We start from the raw sequence: 16019 nt of genomic DNA, 5'->3' as shown, positions 1-16019 counted from the left end.
ATTATAAAATTTAATCGTATTCGAGTTTGAAAATGGAAAAAATTATACTTACAATATTTAGCATTTTACTTTTCAATTTAGCATATAGTCAAGTAAAAGAAACAATATATTTTAATACCAATTGGGAGCAAACAACAAAGGATGATGCTGCTTATTATCGTAATTTACCACTAGAAGAAAAAGATAATTTAGTATTGATTAAAGATTATTATATCTCTGGAGCGCCACAAATGATAGGTTGGGCAAGAAAGGAAGATGAAAGTATTTTAGTAGAAGAAGTAAAATGGTTTCATGAAAACGGAAACTTAAAACAAATTGCTCATTACTTTTTAAATAGTAACATAGCTCCTGATGGTTTGCAGTACGGAGATTATAAAGAATACTATGAAAATGGTAACATTTACAGGGAAGAACATTATTTTATGGGAGACCTAAATGGTATTTCTAATTACTATGATGAAAAAGGGGAAATAGTTACCTCTTGTATTTATGAAAACGGTAGACCAATTGAAGGGGTGACAAATTGTTTTACAACCTATAAAGAAGGGAAGCTTATAGAACGAAAGTTAATCTATGAAGATACAAAACAAGTAGCCTATGAAGAGTATCGTGATGTGAGTAATAAGCGTAATAATAGAACAGTTTATTATAGTAAGAGTGGAGAAATAGTAAAAGAAAAGAAAATCAAATTTTATCCTTCTAAAAAATGTGGGTATGTCCTTGGGATAAAACATATAAAAGATATTTTTCGTAGCTATGCAAAACCCTCAGATGAGGAACTATTTTTTGACAAAAGAGGTGAAATTCTTTATAGAGGAACTACAAAATATGGCAATCCATTTAATGGTTCTTTTTTTAGTGCTGATAGCCGTTTATCTGAAGAGTCAGAAGACGAATTGTATTATATTAAAACGTATAAAGAAGGTGAAATACAAAATAGTAAAACCTATTTGAAAGACTCTATTTTCACAGATGGTAATTTTGTAAATGAGGAACCTCATAATGGAACGTTTCAATTTGTCACCTATTTTAATAACAGTCAAACCAGTGTAGTTTTTACCTTAAAAGATGGTTTAAAAGAAGGCAAAGAGTCTTATTATGGTGAGATAAGCGATATCAATAAAAATAAAACACTCGCTTATTTTTATTATAAAAACGGAAAGAAAGACGGAGAGAGTAGTATCTATTCTAATATAGATCGTGAATTTTACGATATGGTGTATAAGAATGATGAACCTTTTGAAGGGTTCATAAAAGACAAACATCGTACTGTTTTACACTATAAAAATGGAAAAATTGTAATGCAAAAGAAATGGATGTCTTATAAAGATTATACGTACTATGAAATTTATAAGAACGATGTAAAAACAGGAATTGAATACAATTTTCTAGATAATGATGGAAAAGAAATAGCGCCAGGTGTTTTTAAAAATGGTAAGCCTTACAGTGGGTATTTTTTTAATACAGAAATAAACACGATTACTTTAGAGTATTACAGGGCAGGAATTAGACAACCAAAACAAGCTAAGGAATTTAAGAAAATTGGCTATCAGGAAATACGATTGGAGTAGTTGTGGCATAATTTTGTACATAGTGGGTAAAATGTCAATCGATTACATGCGGTGTAAGCAGCATAAAACCATGTCTTTTGAAACGGAACTACCAGAACTAAATGGCACCTATAAAGTGGTTGATTTTAATCATGATTCCATGGAGTTTATTTAACAATAAGTTTCTCAATTAGGCATGTACCATTAATTTCTAAATAAAACGTACAGAAGATGAATAAAACAAAGAGGGAGAAATTTATATAATCAGAACTTTTTCCTGAATTTTAAAAATGAATAATTAAAATAATTAGAATGAGATTTAAATTGATATTAATAACCACTTTTGCTTTTATGTTTTTTGCGAGCTGCAGTCCACAAGATAAAGTATTAGATGTACTTGAAATTGACCTAGCAAATGATTGGAATGAACTTTCAGAAGCTACCGTATTAGAACAAGGACTTAGTACTACTTCTGAATATTTATTTTCTTATTCCACTAAGAATGTGGATAAATTTAAAATTGGGGAATTTAAATTATTAACAGAAAAATCTATAAATAATTCTTCATTTGAAATTCCAACAGAGAATCAAGTATCTTTTATTTTTAATGATACTACAAGAAGTGAACTAATTGAGATTGAAGCTGAAATTGGTTTTTTAGAAAATGATCATGTTATTTTAGATGTAATAAATAAAAAATATGGTAAAGGAGAATTATTGAGTAAAATAGGCTCTATCAATGAATTAAAAGGAAGACAAAATTATTTATGGAAAAATTTAAAAAATGATCAATCCTTAATTATTTCAACTTTTTTAGCAGGAAATATATATAGCGCGGAAGGAAATTCAAGCATTAAAAATTATAAATGTAGTATATACTTAATTGACAATGGTGCAGAAATAATATATCCTAACGGACAAAAAGAGAGTGTTCTAGAAAGAGTATTGGAGGAAGCCTCGGAATAATAAGATATATTAAGTGTTTAACTTCTTATTCATTTAAAAAGTTATAAAATAGCAATTCAAAAATGAACACAACACAATTTTTCTCCTCCGATATACTACTTGAAAACGAGTCCGTTGTACTACGCCCTTTAACGATGCAAGATATGGATGCTTTAGAAACCATTGCTTACCATAAGGAGTTAGGGGAGTTTGGGGCAAGAGTAAAAAATAAGACTGATTTGGTGGAGTATATGAACTTCTGTATGAAGTCCAAAAATAAAAAAGAGCTGTATCCATTGCTCATTTTAAATAAGGAAGATCAAACGCCCATAGGAGTAACCATGTTTGGAACTATTAGTTTTCCGCATCAAAGATTAGAAATAGGGTGGACGTGGATTGGAGCACAATTTCAAGGAACCGGTATCAATGGCAGTTGCAAAAAGCTACTCCTAGACTATTGTTTTGATGTATTAGCATTGAGAAGGGTTGAGTTCAGAATAGATATAAAGAATCTTAAATCTCAAAAAGCTGTAGAAAAGTTAGGGGCGGTTAGAGAAGGGCTTTTAAGAAATTATGCCATACAGTCTTACGGCATTAGTGCGGGTACGTATATGTATAGTATTCTTAGCGAGGAGTGGCGTAAAAGAAAATAATATGACCAATTACCGAAACTATAGTATCATTTGTTGTTTTTTGTTGGCACTAGCAAGTTGCCATCTCTCAAAAAAAGAACCGAAAGTAATGGCGGAAGCTCTTCCAGTAGTCCATCTTCCAGATAGTTTGTTTCAACTATATATTATTGATAACGAGAACTTTGTAAGGATTACGATTCCCGAAGGAATTGATTTTGAGCTGCCTGATGCATCAGCAAAGACAGAACCAGAAAAGTATGCCGATTTTAATGCGGATAATAAGCCAGATCTCATGGTGTATTTGGGCGCTTGCGGTACGGGCGGCTGCATGTACGGTATCTTTTTAAATCAATACGATAACTACTATAGGTTGGTGTTTATGGATTATCTGAAAGGAACCACATTTGACACAGATGAAAACGGATTTTTAAGCTTTCAATCTTATGAAGAAGTAGCCCCTATGAACCCTTCAAAACTATACGTAACCACCTTTAAGTTTGATCCCAAGGCCTATGCCTATAAAATGGATGGTACGTTTATTCAAACGAATTGATAGGCTTGGAGTCTTCAGTTAGTTAATACTAATTGATGTAGCACACGGTATTTATAAAAACTTTCCTGTCCGTTTGTCACTTAGCTTCACTCACCATTTCTACATTATAAAATCGCCCTTTAACAGCCTTTAAAACAAGTGTTGCATTCTAAAAATACAAACCCATAGTTTTATGCTATTGTTATGTTTTTATGAAAATATACTATCTTTTTGCATCCTACGTTCTATACAGAATGCACAGCGTATATTCTTAAATAAACCCAATGAAAAAGATCTTCCTTGTTGCCTTGCTTATTACTGCTGCACTAGCGTGTAAAGAGGAACCAAAACCTGAGCCTAAAATTGAGGTTGTAGAAGTGGAAGAGTTAACACCTAGCCCTGTAAACAATGCTTCTGTAACGGAGACCCAATTAGCTCATATAAAAAGAATCCAACAAACCTTCGAAGAAGTATATCCTATTTCTCTAGAGGAAACCATCAAAAACTTTAAAAGAGACCTGCATCCAGATAATGAAATAGATATATGGCTGGCTATGGCCAATGCCTATGAACCTTTTGCTACAGCAAATGCAGGAGCGGAAAAGCTTGCGCTAAGAAAAGAAGCCTATAAATTAGTTTTAATGCGCTCAATGATGCCAGACAAACAAGCGATTAGCAATGCGCGTTTAATAGTATTAAGTGAGATAGAAGCGCAAGCAATTTTAAAGAATTATAGGTTGAACGCCGCACCGATTAAAGTGCACACAAATTAGTAGCGTGCTAGAAATTTAAGAATCAATTAAATCATTGTGGACTTTATTATTGTCCCGAGAAATTAGAAACAATTACTAAGAACTGCTATGAACTATAGAATCTTTCTTGCACTTACATTTTTTTCGGTCTATACTTTTGGTCAGAAAAATTATAGCGTCACAGCCAAAAGCGGATTAACAGTAAGAGATGCACCAGATATAGCGGGCAGAAAAATTGGAAAGCTAGAATTTGATAAAAAAGTAGTACTCCTAGAAGAGACCGATTTTTCTTTTAGTACTGAACAAATACATGGATTTTGGGTTAAGGTAAAATCTAATTCTATTGGAGAAGGCTATGTTTTTAATGGTTTTTTAAAGCTTTTTACAGGAAATAAAATAAAGTATACGCTAAATAATAGCGAAGACCTTCACAAAGAATTAATAGCTACAGTAAATGGTAAAGAAACAGTGCTTATTAGTTTTGAAGACGAAGGTTGTTTTGATCTCATAGAGATACAAGATTACAATGGAGATGGCTACGAAGAAGTGCTTTTAGAATCTAATGCTTGTGGAGGAAATTGTTGCGGCAATTCTTTATTTACCTTCTCTTTTAATGGCAATGAATTTAAGCGATCCGCTTATATAGGATACTATTTTGGCGGAATGAATTTGAATTATGATCAGCATACGAACAGACAGTTTGTCGTTGAAACTAACTCTATTGGAGCAGGAAATACAGCACTATGTGAAGATTTGGAAGAAACTTATGTTTTTGATCACCATGATTTTAAATTAATACAAAGTAAGGGAGATCATAAATTAACTACGCTCATAGAATTAAAATCAAGCGATTTTCTATCGCAAGAAGCAGAAACAGATTATTTAACGATAGCCTACGATTTAGATGGTAATGGCATTATGGATCAAATTTCTGGTAGCTATTGGGAACGATGGGGAATTTTAAATGACTGCACTATTGTTTTAAATAACGAAACTTTAGATATAGAGGCTATTGGATCACCAAAAAGAATAGGCGTATTAGCATCAAAAACAAACAATGTAAATGATATTGTTATTGAATGTGATACTGTATTGATATGGAATGGAATTAATTACGAAAAAAAATAATCAAACTAAAACAACCATGAATAAAAAAATCTTAACCCTTGTCGCATTAATTATGAGTGCTGTATCTTTTGCACAATCTTCTTCGGAAATATTGGTATTGAGTGCGGTCGTCAAAGATAAAGTAATGCCAAATGCTGAAATTATTTTTCAGAAAAACGGAGAAACATCCATTACTAAATATACAGATAGCCAAGGAAAAGTAACTATTCCGGACCACTATAGAAATGATTCAGACGTTATTTTAATTATCAAGAAAGAAGGGTATTCGCCTTTAATTACCAAATGTTTATGTGATGGTTTAACCTATGCTATTAGTCCAACCATGCAGGAATTAGATGGTATGAGAATCGTGTTAAGTTGGGGGAGTAGTCCTAGAGATATAGATTCTCACTTATCATATTCTGGAGGATACGTGTGTTATCATAAAAAAGAGGCCAACCAGGCAAATTTAGATGTAGATGACACCGATAGTTATGGCCCCGAAACCATTACGATTACAAAAAAACAGCAAGGTGAAAAGTATGTATACGCTGTTCACAATTATTCCGATAGAGAATTAATAAACAACACCAATCTTTCTAATTTAAGTAGAGCAAAGGTATTTATATATATAGGAAATACGCTAGTTAAAACGTATACCATGCCAGAAGGAAAGAAAGGGAATATTTGGATTCCTTTTTTAATTGATGAAATGGGGAACATTGTAACTGTAGGAGATTTTAAAAATGCCACTACCTGGGAAGGCGTAAGTACAATATTAAGAAATTATAGATTTGATGGTGATACTTCGGTTGTTTCCAGTTCGGATAAAGCAGAATCTCAAATTATCAATAGAAAAGGAGAAGAAGAATATCATGCTGGACATTTAGAATCGGCTGTTTCTTTATATCAAAATGCCATTGAATTGAATCAAAATAATGGACAAGCGTATAGCAATTTGGGCTTAGCTTTTCAAAAACTGAATAAAGAGGCAGAGGCTTTATGGGCGAATAGAAAGGCTATAGACCTTGCATCGGGTGGCAAGGCGCATTATGTAAGAGCTAGTTCTTATTACAATATTGCTAGAATATATGAAAAGAAAAGTCAGTGGGAAGAAGCCTTACAAAACTTTGAGCTAGCGCAGCAAAACAGAGCACGTGAAGCATATACTAAGGGAATAGCAAGAATGCAGTCAAAACTAAGATAACACATGAAGAAAAGTATCAATAGTATTTGCTTCATGTTGCTTTTTATGCCCTTATTTTTCTTTGGTGCTAATGTTGAAGTTACAACTACCGAGCCTTGGCCTTTAAAAATGGAATCGAGGGTGAGTTTTGATATAGCCTCTAAATGTGAGATGCTTGTTTTTATAGAAGTGTTCAATAGCTATGATTCCTTATCGGAATCGGTTCTAGCACAACGCGTTGCCCTTAAAAGTGTACATACGGAGTCAGTAACCCAATGGAAAGAGGCTACTAAATCAAGAATACTAGTGAATTTTAATCAGCTTTCTGATGCAGCTTTAAAAGAGCTCATTCCAGTAGAAAAAAACAGCAATTGGAATGCCTTATCCTTAGGAAATTTAGAACAACGGTTCCCTAGTACTTTTAGCGTTTGGTATGCTACCACAAAAATATTCTATGAGGACTATGTAAAAGAGCAAATTAGATTAGCGGCTTTATTTCCTAGAATTACGAGTGAAATTTTACAATTTTCGGAGACCGATATTCAAGGCCACAATTTTACGGATAGGCACTATTTATTAACCTTTGATGATGGCCCTACCGCAGTGAATGGTAATACGGATAAACTAATACAGGTATTAGATCGCTATAACCTATCAGGGATGTTTTTTGTTTTGGGCGATAATTTTGAAAAGCGATTAAAAGCTTCTTCCAAAGAAGTGTTACAAGAACTTTACGGAGAAAATAGCGTGTTTTCTCATGGAAAAGTACATAAAGCACATCAAAAATATGCAGAATGGAAATCATCTATTGATGATACCAATACGCTGATTCAAAATGTTTTTCCAACAGAAAATAAGAATGCCTTGGTATATTTTAGACCTCCATACGGCCAAAGAAATACGGATATGGTAGCTTATTTTACGGAAAAAAACTCTAAAATTATACTATGGAATATAGACTCCAGAGATTGGAGTGCTAAGTTAAACGTGCAGCAAGTTGCTCAACGTGAAATAAAATTAATGTTGCTTTGGAGAAAAGGAATTTTGTTGTTTCATGATATCCATACTAAAGTTCAGGAGGTACTGCCAATAGTACATGAGTATTTTAAGGATACAGAAATCATCTGGATGAAGCCTCGCGATTTTTAGCCTAAAAATACAGATAACCTTTAATTGAAGTTGCGTTTATGTAGTAGTAAGGAACATTGAAAATTAGAAAGATATTCAACAGTTTAAAATTAGCAAAAAACATATGCTCATGAAATCTATTTATCTCTTAATTTTTACGCTAATACTTGCTTGTAATAACCCAAAAAAAGAGGAAAGTGTAGAAGCCAATACTGTATCAGATGTTGTTGCTATTTCCTATGGATTAAATAATGGTTATGGTCAGTGCAATACACAACTGTATGCTAGGATAAATGGCGAACGACAAGTGCTGATTGATTTTGATCAGCACAAGTTTTTATATATCCAATTGCAAGACGATTTCAATAATGATGGCTTCTTGGATGTTTTGGTAGAAAATAGAAAGGGGTGTCATTCAGAAACTGGCAGCACTTATCTGGACCATGAAGGAAGTTCTTATTTTATTATGGCGTATGATGGTCAACAATTTAAAATCTCTAACGAAGTAGGTAAAGACTGGGATGGTATTGAAATGGAAATGCGGGACGGAAAACTTCATTTAGCCATAGATACGGCTGAAGAAAGAAGCTATACCTACAGCGATAAACTATCTTGTAATGACAAGGAAGAAACATTTGTTTTAGAAAATTTTAAGTTGAAACAAGTTGGGATACATCAAAAAGCTAAAATGGCGACAGTGATGGAAATGGACTGCCTATCACTTATTCAACAGACTTCTATTGTTGAATCTTACGAAGAATTTAATGTTGATTTTAATAATGATGGTTATAAAGATGAGTTAAGGTTTACCTACTATAAAGACTTGAAAGGCTATGACAACCTGTATCTTCGGCTCGCTACAATAAATCCTGATATAGAAATAAACACACAGAAAAGAAGTGTAAAACGATTGGGGATCTTAGCTTCTAAAACCAATGGCTATAATGATTTAGTCATAAATTGTGACGAAATTATGTCCTGGAACGGAGAAGAATATAGGTATAAAAATGTGTACAAATCAGGAAATAAGTACCGAGTGTTTGCTAAAAATGGTTTAATTATAAGAGATAGTCCAGATGGCATTCCCATAGGGAAATTTGACTATAATGCTGAAATTACTGTTATTGAAAAAACAGAAATTGAAATGGATTATGAAGAAGAAGAGTATGTGACTATAGAAGGATATTGGTATAAAGTAGCATTTTTTGACGAATATAGTAATAGTACCAAACAAGGTTTTGTATTTAGTGGCTATTTAGCAAACCTAGATTATTGTTCAATTTTTAGTGACTGGAATGAAGTAAGTATCTCGAAAAATGCTATTGTTTATAAATTACATGGACAATGCTATTACACCTATCCAGTAAAAATTATTAGCGATACTGAAGTTGAACTTATTTGGTCACAAGACGGTGACTGCGTATTTTTAAGTGGACTTGATGAAGATTTTGCATTTATAATATCTCCAGAGAAAGGAAAACCATTTGCGAAATTTACGTTAGATGGGAATACTTTAAAAGCAAGCTATTACTATCCTGATTGGGTTAAAGAATACAATCAGAAATATCCTGCAATTTTTTCAGAAACATACACTTTAAACTACCCCTTATTAATTGATTATTAATCATCAGACGAATGCTTTTTTTAATTTTATTTGAATTTAGCAATAAAATATAAAAACTAAACATAATTAAAGCCTAAAACACAAGACTAAAGGGGCTGTGTAGAATTTAATAGTAAGGCAAAGGAGCGTGCTAAAGCTTCATGGTAAAAGTGCAAGCAAGCAATAAGAACTCAGTGAAACCGTTGCAACTAATAAGGATACTAGCGTATTCATTAAAAAACAGAAATGGATTTAAAGGACCCTTATATATTTTTTCCGTTACTCATAGCTTTAAATATAGTAGCATATGTATTAAATGTTGTGATCAGTATTTTCTGGGATAAAGCTCTAAAATTTAAAGCCACCATTACAAGAAAAGAGATACTCACATCACTAATAATCGTACTCCTAAATACTGCCATTGCAATTCCGGGGTATTTATTATGGATAAACGAACTAATTGTTTTTTCTAGCATGCCTGTAGTAGTAACGTTTATAGTATTATTTTTAGTCTTAGATTTTTTAATGTATGTGTTGCATTGGGCCTCTCATAAGATAGGCTTCTTGAAGAAAATCCATTTAAAACATCACGAACATTCCGAAGCGTTTAATTCCGTTAGCCTGTATTACATGTCTCCATGGGAATCTATTTTCTTTGGGCTCTTGTTAACCGTAGTAGCCATTCTCTTGCCACTTAATATCTATGGTTTTATAGCATTTCTGGTTTTCAATTGGTTTTATGGCGTTATGACACACTTAAATAGTAAAAGTGAAAGGACTCATTTTTTAATTTTTACCACTAATTTGTTTCATAAAAACCACCATCAATTATCCTATAAAAATTATGGCTTCTATACGTTCATCTGGGATAGAATATTTAGAACTGAGAAAATAATTTAGGGTACCAGGCGTTAGGACATAGGAGACGTCTACATCCTTTAATAGTTGTAAGTTTTCACACAGGAGAAACAATTTAAAAAGAATTAATCTCCTAAATAATGATATTGACTTGTTCAAAGAAAAGCAGAAAATAACAACTATTATAACTATACTTTATTCTATAATTTTTACCTACTTATGAAAAAAACACTACTTATTATTTTATCTATAGTATCACTTATTTCTTGTGATAATGACTCGGCAGCAATAGAAAATGAAACTAAAGATTTAGAAATTTTCGTTGATGGTACGTTTTACAAAAATATGTCATTTCAATCAGGAGCAAATGAAAACTGCGGATATATAAACCTTAATATGTACTCATTGGGTGCTGACGATTTTATTTTTGATATGCAAATGACATTCTTAAATAATGGAGAGTTGCTAAACCTAAGTTTAACACAGATAACTGAAGATGGTACTCGGATTAATTTCAATCCTCCTTATCTAAATGAATCTGCTATACGGATTGATAACTTTGTGTATGATGAAGCGAATGAAGTTGTATCGTTTGATTTTGGAGGAAAATTATATAACCCACAAGATAATACGCTTACAAAATCTATATCAGGTACCCTAAAATATCCAAATTTTGGTTCTGATAAATGTGAACCACAATTTGTTCCTCAAATTACTTATGATACGGACGAGTTTAAGTTTATTGCAAATCGTGTAACTCAAAATAGGCCTACAGGTTCTAGCTATAGTTTTGATTTCTATTCAACGAGTGAAAGTCGTATAACGATAACTTTAGATGAAAATGTTTGGGACTTACCGTCACAGGCCTATAGTTTTGATCAATCTTCTATAGCAAATTATGTACAGTACGATGAGTATTTTGAAACTATACCCACTACAAATGAAGAAGAAAAATGGTTTTCGTACGGCACCGAAGGTGAGATTCTGATTGAGGAAAAAGTAATTGAAGGTGGTCGTGATAAATTAAGAGGAACCATTAACATGAAGATTTTTAATAATACTGAATTAAAATATACGGTAGAGCGAATGGGTTTTAATATTTGGAAAGATTCTTAGTAGTCATTTGAATTCCTTAAATTCAACAGTGTTTTTACATCAAACAATACCTTAGCTAATGAGCTAGGTGTTGGTACGCATGTGTTAAGAAGAATACGCTGGCTTCATGTGAGAACTGCTTCTCTATTTTATGTTTTTTTAATGTCTTCCTAAAAATCTAAACTTCCCCATAAACCGGGTGTTTTAAGAACGGGAAGTGCAGTACATTTATCTTGTACAAATAATAAGGCATAATCAGTGTGTATCTAATAAAAAAATGAGAAATAAAATTCTGAGTGTACTCTTTGCTATGGGAATGTTATTTGCTTGTAAATCCGTAAAAAGCACCTCGAAAAACAAGGAAAATTTAAGTGTGAATTTTACTACGATTTCAACGATAGTTCCTCCTGAAAAGTTTGAAAAAATTCAGCGTTTTATATTGAAGAATGGAGATAGAAGGACGTATCGAAATTTTGATAACAATAACCCTCATTATAAATTTTCAAATTGTGAGGTATTTCTGGGAGCCGATATTGGCCAACGTAATGGCACTAACGACCCTGCGATTTCAAATTTTAATCAACTCACCATAACCGATTATGATGCCACACTCAGGTACTATGAACTTATTATCGTTAGAAAAGGAGATTTGGAAGTCGAAAAAGCATGGATTAGAGAAGGAATGGAAGAGGAGCAAGTGTACCTAGTAGATGTTTATGGGAAGGGCTTAGCCTTGATGAAAAATAACTTACCCATTTATTTAGAGCAAATTGAAAAGGAATTAAAGGTAGATAGTAGTGAACATGAATAAAACCATTAAAAGCAATTTTTAAGTTGATAGGCTCAGGTATACTTGAGTTGTTCTAATCTGTATATTTAGGGTAGCCAAGATCTTAATAGCCTAAAAAAAATATAATGATACAATTGAAACCTTTTAGAGCTAAAGACTTTAAATATTTATCAAATTGAATATAAAGAGTTTATAAGCACCAGAATAAGAGAGCCGTAAAAAAATGATGTTTTAGCCTATATTTTAAAAATTGATTTGTACACCAAATAGTTAAAATTCAGCAATGAAAGAAGAAAGGAAATTCACTAAAACGATAATTCAATTTCAAAGTAAATATCAACCAAATCAAATTTGGGAATTTTTGACGCACCCAAAATATGCAGTAGCATTTACGAAAGACCCCTGCTATCATAATACGGTGAATGCCTCTTTTAAATTAGAACCCGGAAACCAATGGACCGAAATTCACACAGGAGAAGATTGTGAAGGAGATGTTGTAGAATGTAAAATAATTGAAAGTACTAAAGACAATTCTTTTAGTTCTGTTAGACATCAAGCTGGAATAAAAAATACAACACTATTTAAGTTGGAAAAAAATCAAGCAGGAACAATCATTACAGAAATACAGAAATTCTCATTAAGTGGTAGAAAAATAAGACCAATTAATATAATCTCATGGATAATGCTGGGTACAGGATTATTAACTAAATTCTCTTTCAAACCTGAAGATGATTCCTATTGGTTTAAACACATGGAACAAAAGTTAGATGAAGTATTTAATTCAGATTTATAAAATTATTTCGTGTCTTAGCGTATTGATAAAGTTTACCTCCAGAACCAATATTTTCTGAAAGTAAACTTAATGCTGATTTTAGATTACTAGTGGTTTCCAATCATTTTTTAAATACCTCAGCGCCTCTTCTAAGGCTTCTTTTGAATGTTTCGGGTTAAAACCTAATTCTTTTCTAGATTTTTGAAGGTCATAATCTTGTTTTAAACCGTAAAACATAGCTACATACTGGCGCTGTAATAAGGGCTCTTTTCCTGATAGTTTACTACTCCATTCCATAAGAGCTGCCACGGTATATAAAAGCCATTTGGGTATTTTTTTGAGTGTCTTAAGCTTTAATTCTGGATACAGATTTGCTGCAATGGCTACACTTTCTTGCAAGGTAGTATGCGTTTCATTGGCGAGAATATAGCGTTCTAAATGGCGCCCTTTATTCATAGCTTTATACGCTCCAAGCGCTACATCTTTTACAGCAATCCAATTAAGGGTTACGTTGGTATCTACAGGTATTTCGCCTTTTAAAATTTGAAGGACTAGGTTATTGGTATAACTTAGTTTAAAAGCTTCTGCGCCAATCATTGCAGAAGGGAGTACTACAACAGTTCTTATACCATACTTTTCGCCTAAAGCTAATGCTAATTGATCGGAATCATTTTTAGAATTATAATACCAATTCCTGCGGTCTTTATTATACCCGTTAGTTACCGTTGCAGGCAGTGTTGTAAAATCTAAAGAGGCTACAGAACTAATATATACAATGTTTTTAATGCCGCACTCCTTGGCTATATCAAACACATTTCGTGTTCCTTGAACGTTGGTGTCATAGATATCTTTTTTCGGGTTTTTGGCCCACATGCTAAAATTTGCAGCTACAGCATAAAGGTTAGTAACTCCTTTAAAAGCTTTACGCAAGGAAGCGCTGTCGGTGATATCTGCTTCAACAACTTCACAAGCTACTCCTTTAAAAGGGGATAAGTTTTTTAGGTTTCTAATGCTTGCGCGTACATTATGGTTTTCTGCGACTAAAAGTCGGACTAAGTTGTTGCCTAAATGACCATTTGCTCCTGTTACTAATGAAATTTCTTTGCTCATTCTATTCTTAAATTTATGAGAACAAATTTCAATGAAACTCAAGAGATCAAAAATAACATTTGTTAGAAAGCAATTTGTTTTCGGATTCTACTCAAAGACTGCGGTTCTATTCCTAAAAAAGAAGCAATATTATCTATAGATACCTGTAAGGCCAGTTTAGGATTTTGCGCAACAAACTTTAGATACCGTTCTTTAGCTGTTAAGATTTGAAAATCTTTTACACGTTCTAATTTGCAATTTAAATGTTCATTGGTAATACTGTTTACAGCATCTGTCCAAAAAGAGCTTTTTTCCTGTAAAGAATCAAAGTCTGTCTTAGTAATTTTTAATACGGTACATGGTGTAATAGTCTCGTAGTAATCTGTAGTAGGGGTTTGAGTCATAAAACTTTCTAGTGAAGTAAAAAAATCATGCTCCGCAACAAGATGTTGAATAACAATTTTACCATCTATATTTTGATACCCTTTTACAATACCTTTACTCAGAAAGTATAGGTAACGTTCTATATTCCCTGAAGCTAAAAGAGGAGTTTGCGCGGGTACTTCTTCTTCTGTGAAGTACATATAGAGCAATTCAATAGCTGTGGCGCTTATAGGAACACGTGCTTTTAAATAAGATTCTAAATTCTTCATGCTAGTAGTGGTAATAGAAACTTAAAAATAGTATTAAATAAAGAAACTCAGCATATTCAAGCTAATCTTATTGTTTTATAGTGATGACACATGGGTTTTGAATGCACTCCGCTTGTTGTGCTATATAGATTAACCATGCTTCTTTTGAGGGTATGGCACCAAACTGATCCCAGGCAGCCCCTGTGTAATAAGAAATACCTGTTTGCGGTTTTGGTTGCATGCGGCTCACCAAATGATTATTTATCGTATCCATTTTCACAATAGCCTCTGGCGCTGTAATGAAACCAGTACCCAGGTTTCCTTTGCCTTCTCCTAAAGACTCCCAACTCGCTAGCCAACCTAAATCTTGTTCAATTTTGGTATACGAATCATCGCGTTGTACAAAACCTACCGCATGGGTATATCCTAGAGCAGCAATATCCGTAGTATACGTGCTTTCAATTTTATTAAAATAATGACCAGCATCCAAGGTCACTCTTTTGATTTCTATAAGATCACTGTCTAGAGTCCAGCCCGTAAATTTTAAATCAAAGACCGTACGAATAGGACCATTTGCAATGATGTGCTGATCGTAAAAAGCATTTGAAAAATAAATAGAATCGTTTGCGAAAATACCTGTACCGCCACACCCTTGGTTCTTCCCCGAACTATAATGATCTGCACCATAACCGGTATCTACATGGTAACTTTGTGAAGGGGCATACCATTTTTTTGTTAGAATTTCAGGAACACGTTTGCACCAAATATCCATAGCAATTCCGGTACCTTGCTTTAATGCTCGCTCTTGACCGTAAAATCGATAACCAATAAAATCATTCTCCCAAGTAAAATCTTCCATACCTTCTTCTGTAGGGAGATACGTAGCAGCTACTTTAGAAGTAGTAACAACAGCTTTATTTAAGATACTAAGTTCAAAGCTTCTTTTTTCGTTTGGCGCGAAATTGGTTTGAAAAATAAACTCTTCTGGAAGACCATCTTCATTATAATCCATGGCTTGTGTGGTAAGAAAAGTTTGAGTCTGTAAATCTTTCACTTGAATATGGGTAAATGCTACGTTTAAAAAATGTTCTTTAATAAATTCAGCACTTAAGGTTATGGTCTCATTGGCTCTTATGAACGATAGTGGGTTTTCTACCGTAATAGCAATAGGAACATCTTCTTGTGGCGAAGCGTTTTGACTATAGGTGAGCTGCAATATACTGAGTAAGAGAAGTAGGAATAGGGTGGACTTCATGAAAATAATTTTATCATTTCTGAATTTCTAGGTATGAATATAGTCTTTTATGCTTTTAAGGACGGTATTTAAAAACTACAATTTTTGAGGATA

16 protein-coding genes are annotated in these 16019 nt (G+C 33.0%); 13 read left to right on the top strand and 3 right to left on the bottom strand.

Annotated elements, in window-relative coordinates; all coding sequences use genetic code 11:
* Positions 1-32 precede the first annotated feature (32 nt).
* The 13 genes from GQR94_RS21200 to GQR94_RS21140 all read left to right on the top strand — a co-directional run bounded on the left by GQR94_RS21200 (position 33) and on the right by GQR94_RS21140 (position 12971).
* Positions 33-1571 (top strand): toxin-antitoxin system YwqK family antitoxin, encoded by a 1539-nt coding sequence (locus tag GQR94_RS21200; RefSeq protein WP_158978984.1) that lies wholly within the window; start codon positions 33-35, stop codon positions 1569-1571.
* Between the two features lie 291 nt (positions 1572-1862).
* A complete protein-coding gene (locus tag GQR94_RS21195) occupies positions 1863-2516 on the top strand; it encodes a hypothetical protein (RefSeq protein ID WP_158978982.1) in 654 nt (217 codons plus the stop codon).
* Positions 2517-2578: 62 nt separating this feature from the next.
* Entirely contained in the window at positions 2579-3148 is a 570-nt protein-coding gene (locus GQR94_RS21190) for a GNAT family N-acetyltransferase (protein WP_158978980.1), read from the top strand.
* An 88-nt stretch (positions 3149-3236) separates the two neighbouring features.
* Positions 3237-3680 (top strand): hypothetical protein, encoded by a 444-nt coding sequence (locus GQR94_RS21185; protein ID WP_158978978.1) that lies wholly within the window; start codon positions 3237-3239, stop codon positions 3678-3680.
* 263 nt (positions 3681-3943) lie between these two features.
* Positions 3944-4432 carry a hypothetical protein gene (locus GQR94_RS21180; RefSeq protein WP_158978976.1) on the top strand — a complete coding sequence of 163 codons (489 nt, stop codon included), beginning with the start codon at positions 3944-3946 and terminating at the stop codon, positions 4430-4432.
* Positions 4433-4519: 87 nt separating this feature from the next.
* Positions 4520-5539: an SH3 domain-containing protein gene (locus GQR94_RS21175; RefSeq protein WP_158978974.1), complete on the top strand. Its 1020-nt coding sequence runs from the start codon at positions 4520-4522 to the stop codon at positions 5537-5539.
* A 16-nt stretch (positions 5540-5555) separates the two neighbouring features.
* Entirely contained in the window at positions 5556-6725 is a 1170-nt protein-coding gene (locus GQR94_RS21170; RefSeq protein ID WP_158978972.1) for a tetratricopeptide repeat protein, read from the top strand.
* 3 nt (positions 6726-6728) lie between these two features.
* Entirely contained in the window at positions 6729-7853 is a 1125-nt protein-coding gene (locus GQR94_RS21165) for a polysaccharide deacetylase family protein (protein WP_158978970.1), read from the top strand.
* 109 nt (positions 7854-7962) lie between these two features.
* Positions 7963-9456, top strand: coding sequence for an SH3 domain-containing protein (locus GQR94_RS21160; RefSeq protein ID WP_158978968.1), 1494 nt, complete (start codon positions 7963-7965; stop codon positions 9454-9456).
* Between the two features lie 225 nt (positions 9457-9681).
* Positions 9682-10335 carry a sterol desaturase family protein gene (locus tag GQR94_RS21155; protein WP_158978966.1) on the top strand — a complete coding sequence of 218 codons (654 nt, stop codon included), beginning with the start codon at positions 9682-9684 and terminating at the stop codon, positions 10333-10335.
* Positions 10336-10512: 177 nt separating this feature from the next.
* The gene (locus tag GQR94_RS21150) at positions 10513-11409 is read left to right on the top strand and encodes a hypothetical protein (protein ID WP_158978964.1); all 897 of its coding nucleotides are present in this window, start codon (positions 10513-10515) and stop codon (positions 11407-11409) included.
* 256 nt (positions 11410-11665) lie between these two features.
* Positions 11666-12199 carry a hypothetical protein gene (locus tag GQR94_RS21145; RefSeq protein WP_158978962.1) on the top strand — a complete coding sequence of 178 codons (534 nt, stop codon included), beginning with the start codon at positions 11666-11668 and terminating at the stop codon, positions 12197-12199.
* Positions 12200-12461: 262 nt separating this feature from the next.
* Entirely contained in the window at positions 12462-12971 is a 510-nt protein-coding gene (locus GQR94_RS21140) for a hypothetical protein (protein WP_158978960.1), read from the top strand.
* A 78-nt stretch (positions 12972-13049) separates the two neighbouring features.
* On the opposite strand, the gene GQR94_RS21135 is transcribed toward GQR94_RS21140, so the two are convergent.
* The 3 genes from GQR94_RS21135 to GQR94_RS21125 all read right to left on the bottom strand — a co-directional run bounded on the left by GQR94_RS21135 (position 13050) and on the right by GQR94_RS21125 (position 15926).
* On the bottom strand, positions 13050-14060 hold the full coding sequence (locus GQR94_RS21135; protein ID WP_158978958.1) for an NAD-dependent epimerase/dehydratase family protein: 1011 nt from the start codon (positions 14058-14060) through the stop codon (positions 13050-13052).
* Between the two features lie 62 nt (positions 14061-14122).
* The gene (locus tag GQR94_RS21130; RefSeq protein ID WP_158978956.1) at positions 14123-14692 is read right to left on the bottom strand and encodes a Crp/Fnr family transcriptional regulator; all 570 of its coding nucleotides are present in this window, start codon (positions 14690-14692) and stop codon (positions 14123-14125) included.
* 67 nt (positions 14693-14759) lie between these two features.
* Positions 14760-15926, bottom strand: coding sequence for a DUF4861 family protein (locus GQR94_RS21125; RefSeq protein WP_158978954.1), 1167 nt, complete (start codon positions 15924-15926; stop codon positions 14760-14762).
* Between the last annotated feature and the right edge of the window lie 93 nt (positions 15927-16019).

The sequence above is a fragment of the Cellulophaga sp. L1A9 genome (genome assembly GCF_009797025.1).
Taxonomy (GTDB): domain Bacteria; phylum Bacteroidota; class Bacteroidia; order Flavobacteriales; family Flavobacteriaceae; genus Cellulophaga.
The sequence above is the reverse complement of the archived record's forward strand: the minus strand, read 5'-3'. Positions and strand labels throughout refer to the sequence as shown.

Excerpts from the sequence above, each read along its gene's own strand:
- GQR94_RS21200 (WP_158978984.1), top strand. The coding sequence starts at position 33 with ATGGAAAAAATTATACTTACAATATTTAGCATTTTACTTTTCAATTTA.
- GQR94_RS21195 (WP_158978982.1), top strand. The coding sequence starts at position 1,863 with ATGAGATTTAAATTGATATTAATAACCACTTTTGCTTTTATGTTTTTT.
- GQR94_RS21190 (WP_158978980.1), top strand. The coding sequence starts at position 2,579 with ATGAACACAACACAATTTTTCTCCTCCGATATACTACTTGAAAACGAG.
- GQR94_RS21185 (WP_158978978.1), top strand. The coding sequence starts at position 3,237 with ATGGCGGAAGCTCTTCCAGTAGTCCATCTTCCAGATAGTTTGTTTCAA.
- GQR94_RS21180 (WP_158978976.1), top strand. The coding sequence starts at position 3,944 with ATGAAAAAGATCTTCCTTGTTGCCTTGCTTATTACTGCTGCACTAGCG.
- GQR94_RS21175 (WP_158978974.1), top strand. The coding sequence starts at position 4,520 with ATGAACTATAGAATCTTTCTTGCACTTACATTTTTTTCGGTCTATACT.
- GQR94_RS21170 (WP_158978972.1), top strand. The coding sequence starts at position 5,556 with ATGAATAAAAAAATCTTAACCCTTGTCGCATTAATTATGAGTGCTGTA.
- GQR94_RS21165 (WP_158978970.1), top strand. The coding sequence starts at position 6,729 with ATGAAGAAAAGTATCAATAGTATTTGCTTCATGTTGCTTTTTATGCCC.
- GQR94_RS21160 (WP_158978968.1), top strand. The coding sequence starts at position 7,963 with ATGAAATCTATTTATCTCTTAATTTTTACGCTAATACTTGCTTGTAAT.
- GQR94_RS21155 (WP_158978966.1), top strand. The coding sequence starts at position 9,682 with ATGGATTTAAAGGACCCTTATATATTTTTTCCGTTACTCATAGCTTTA.
- GQR94_RS21150 (WP_158978964.1), top strand. The coding sequence starts at position 10,513 with ATGAAAAAAACACTACTTATTATTTTATCTATAGTATCACTTATTTCT.
- GQR94_RS21145 (WP_158978962.1), top strand. The coding sequence starts at position 11,666 with ATGAGAAATAAAATTCTGAGTGTACTCTTTGCTATGGGAATGTTATTT.
- GQR94_RS21140 (WP_158978960.1), top strand. The coding sequence starts at position 12,462 with ATGAAAGAAGAAAGGAAATTCACTAAAACGATAATTCAATTTCAAAGT.
- GQR94_RS21135 (WP_158978958.1), bottom strand. The coding sequence starts at position 14,060 with ATGAGCAAAGAAATTTCATTAGTAACAGGAGCAAATGGTCATTTAGGC.
- GQR94_RS21130 (WP_158978956.1), bottom strand. The coding sequence starts at position 14,692 with ATGAAGAATTTAGAATCTTATTTAAAAGCACGTGTTCCTATAAGCGCC.
- GQR94_RS21125 (WP_158978954.1), bottom strand. The coding sequence starts at position 15,926 with ATGAAGTCCACCCTATTCCTACTTCTCTTACTCAGTATATTGCAGCTC.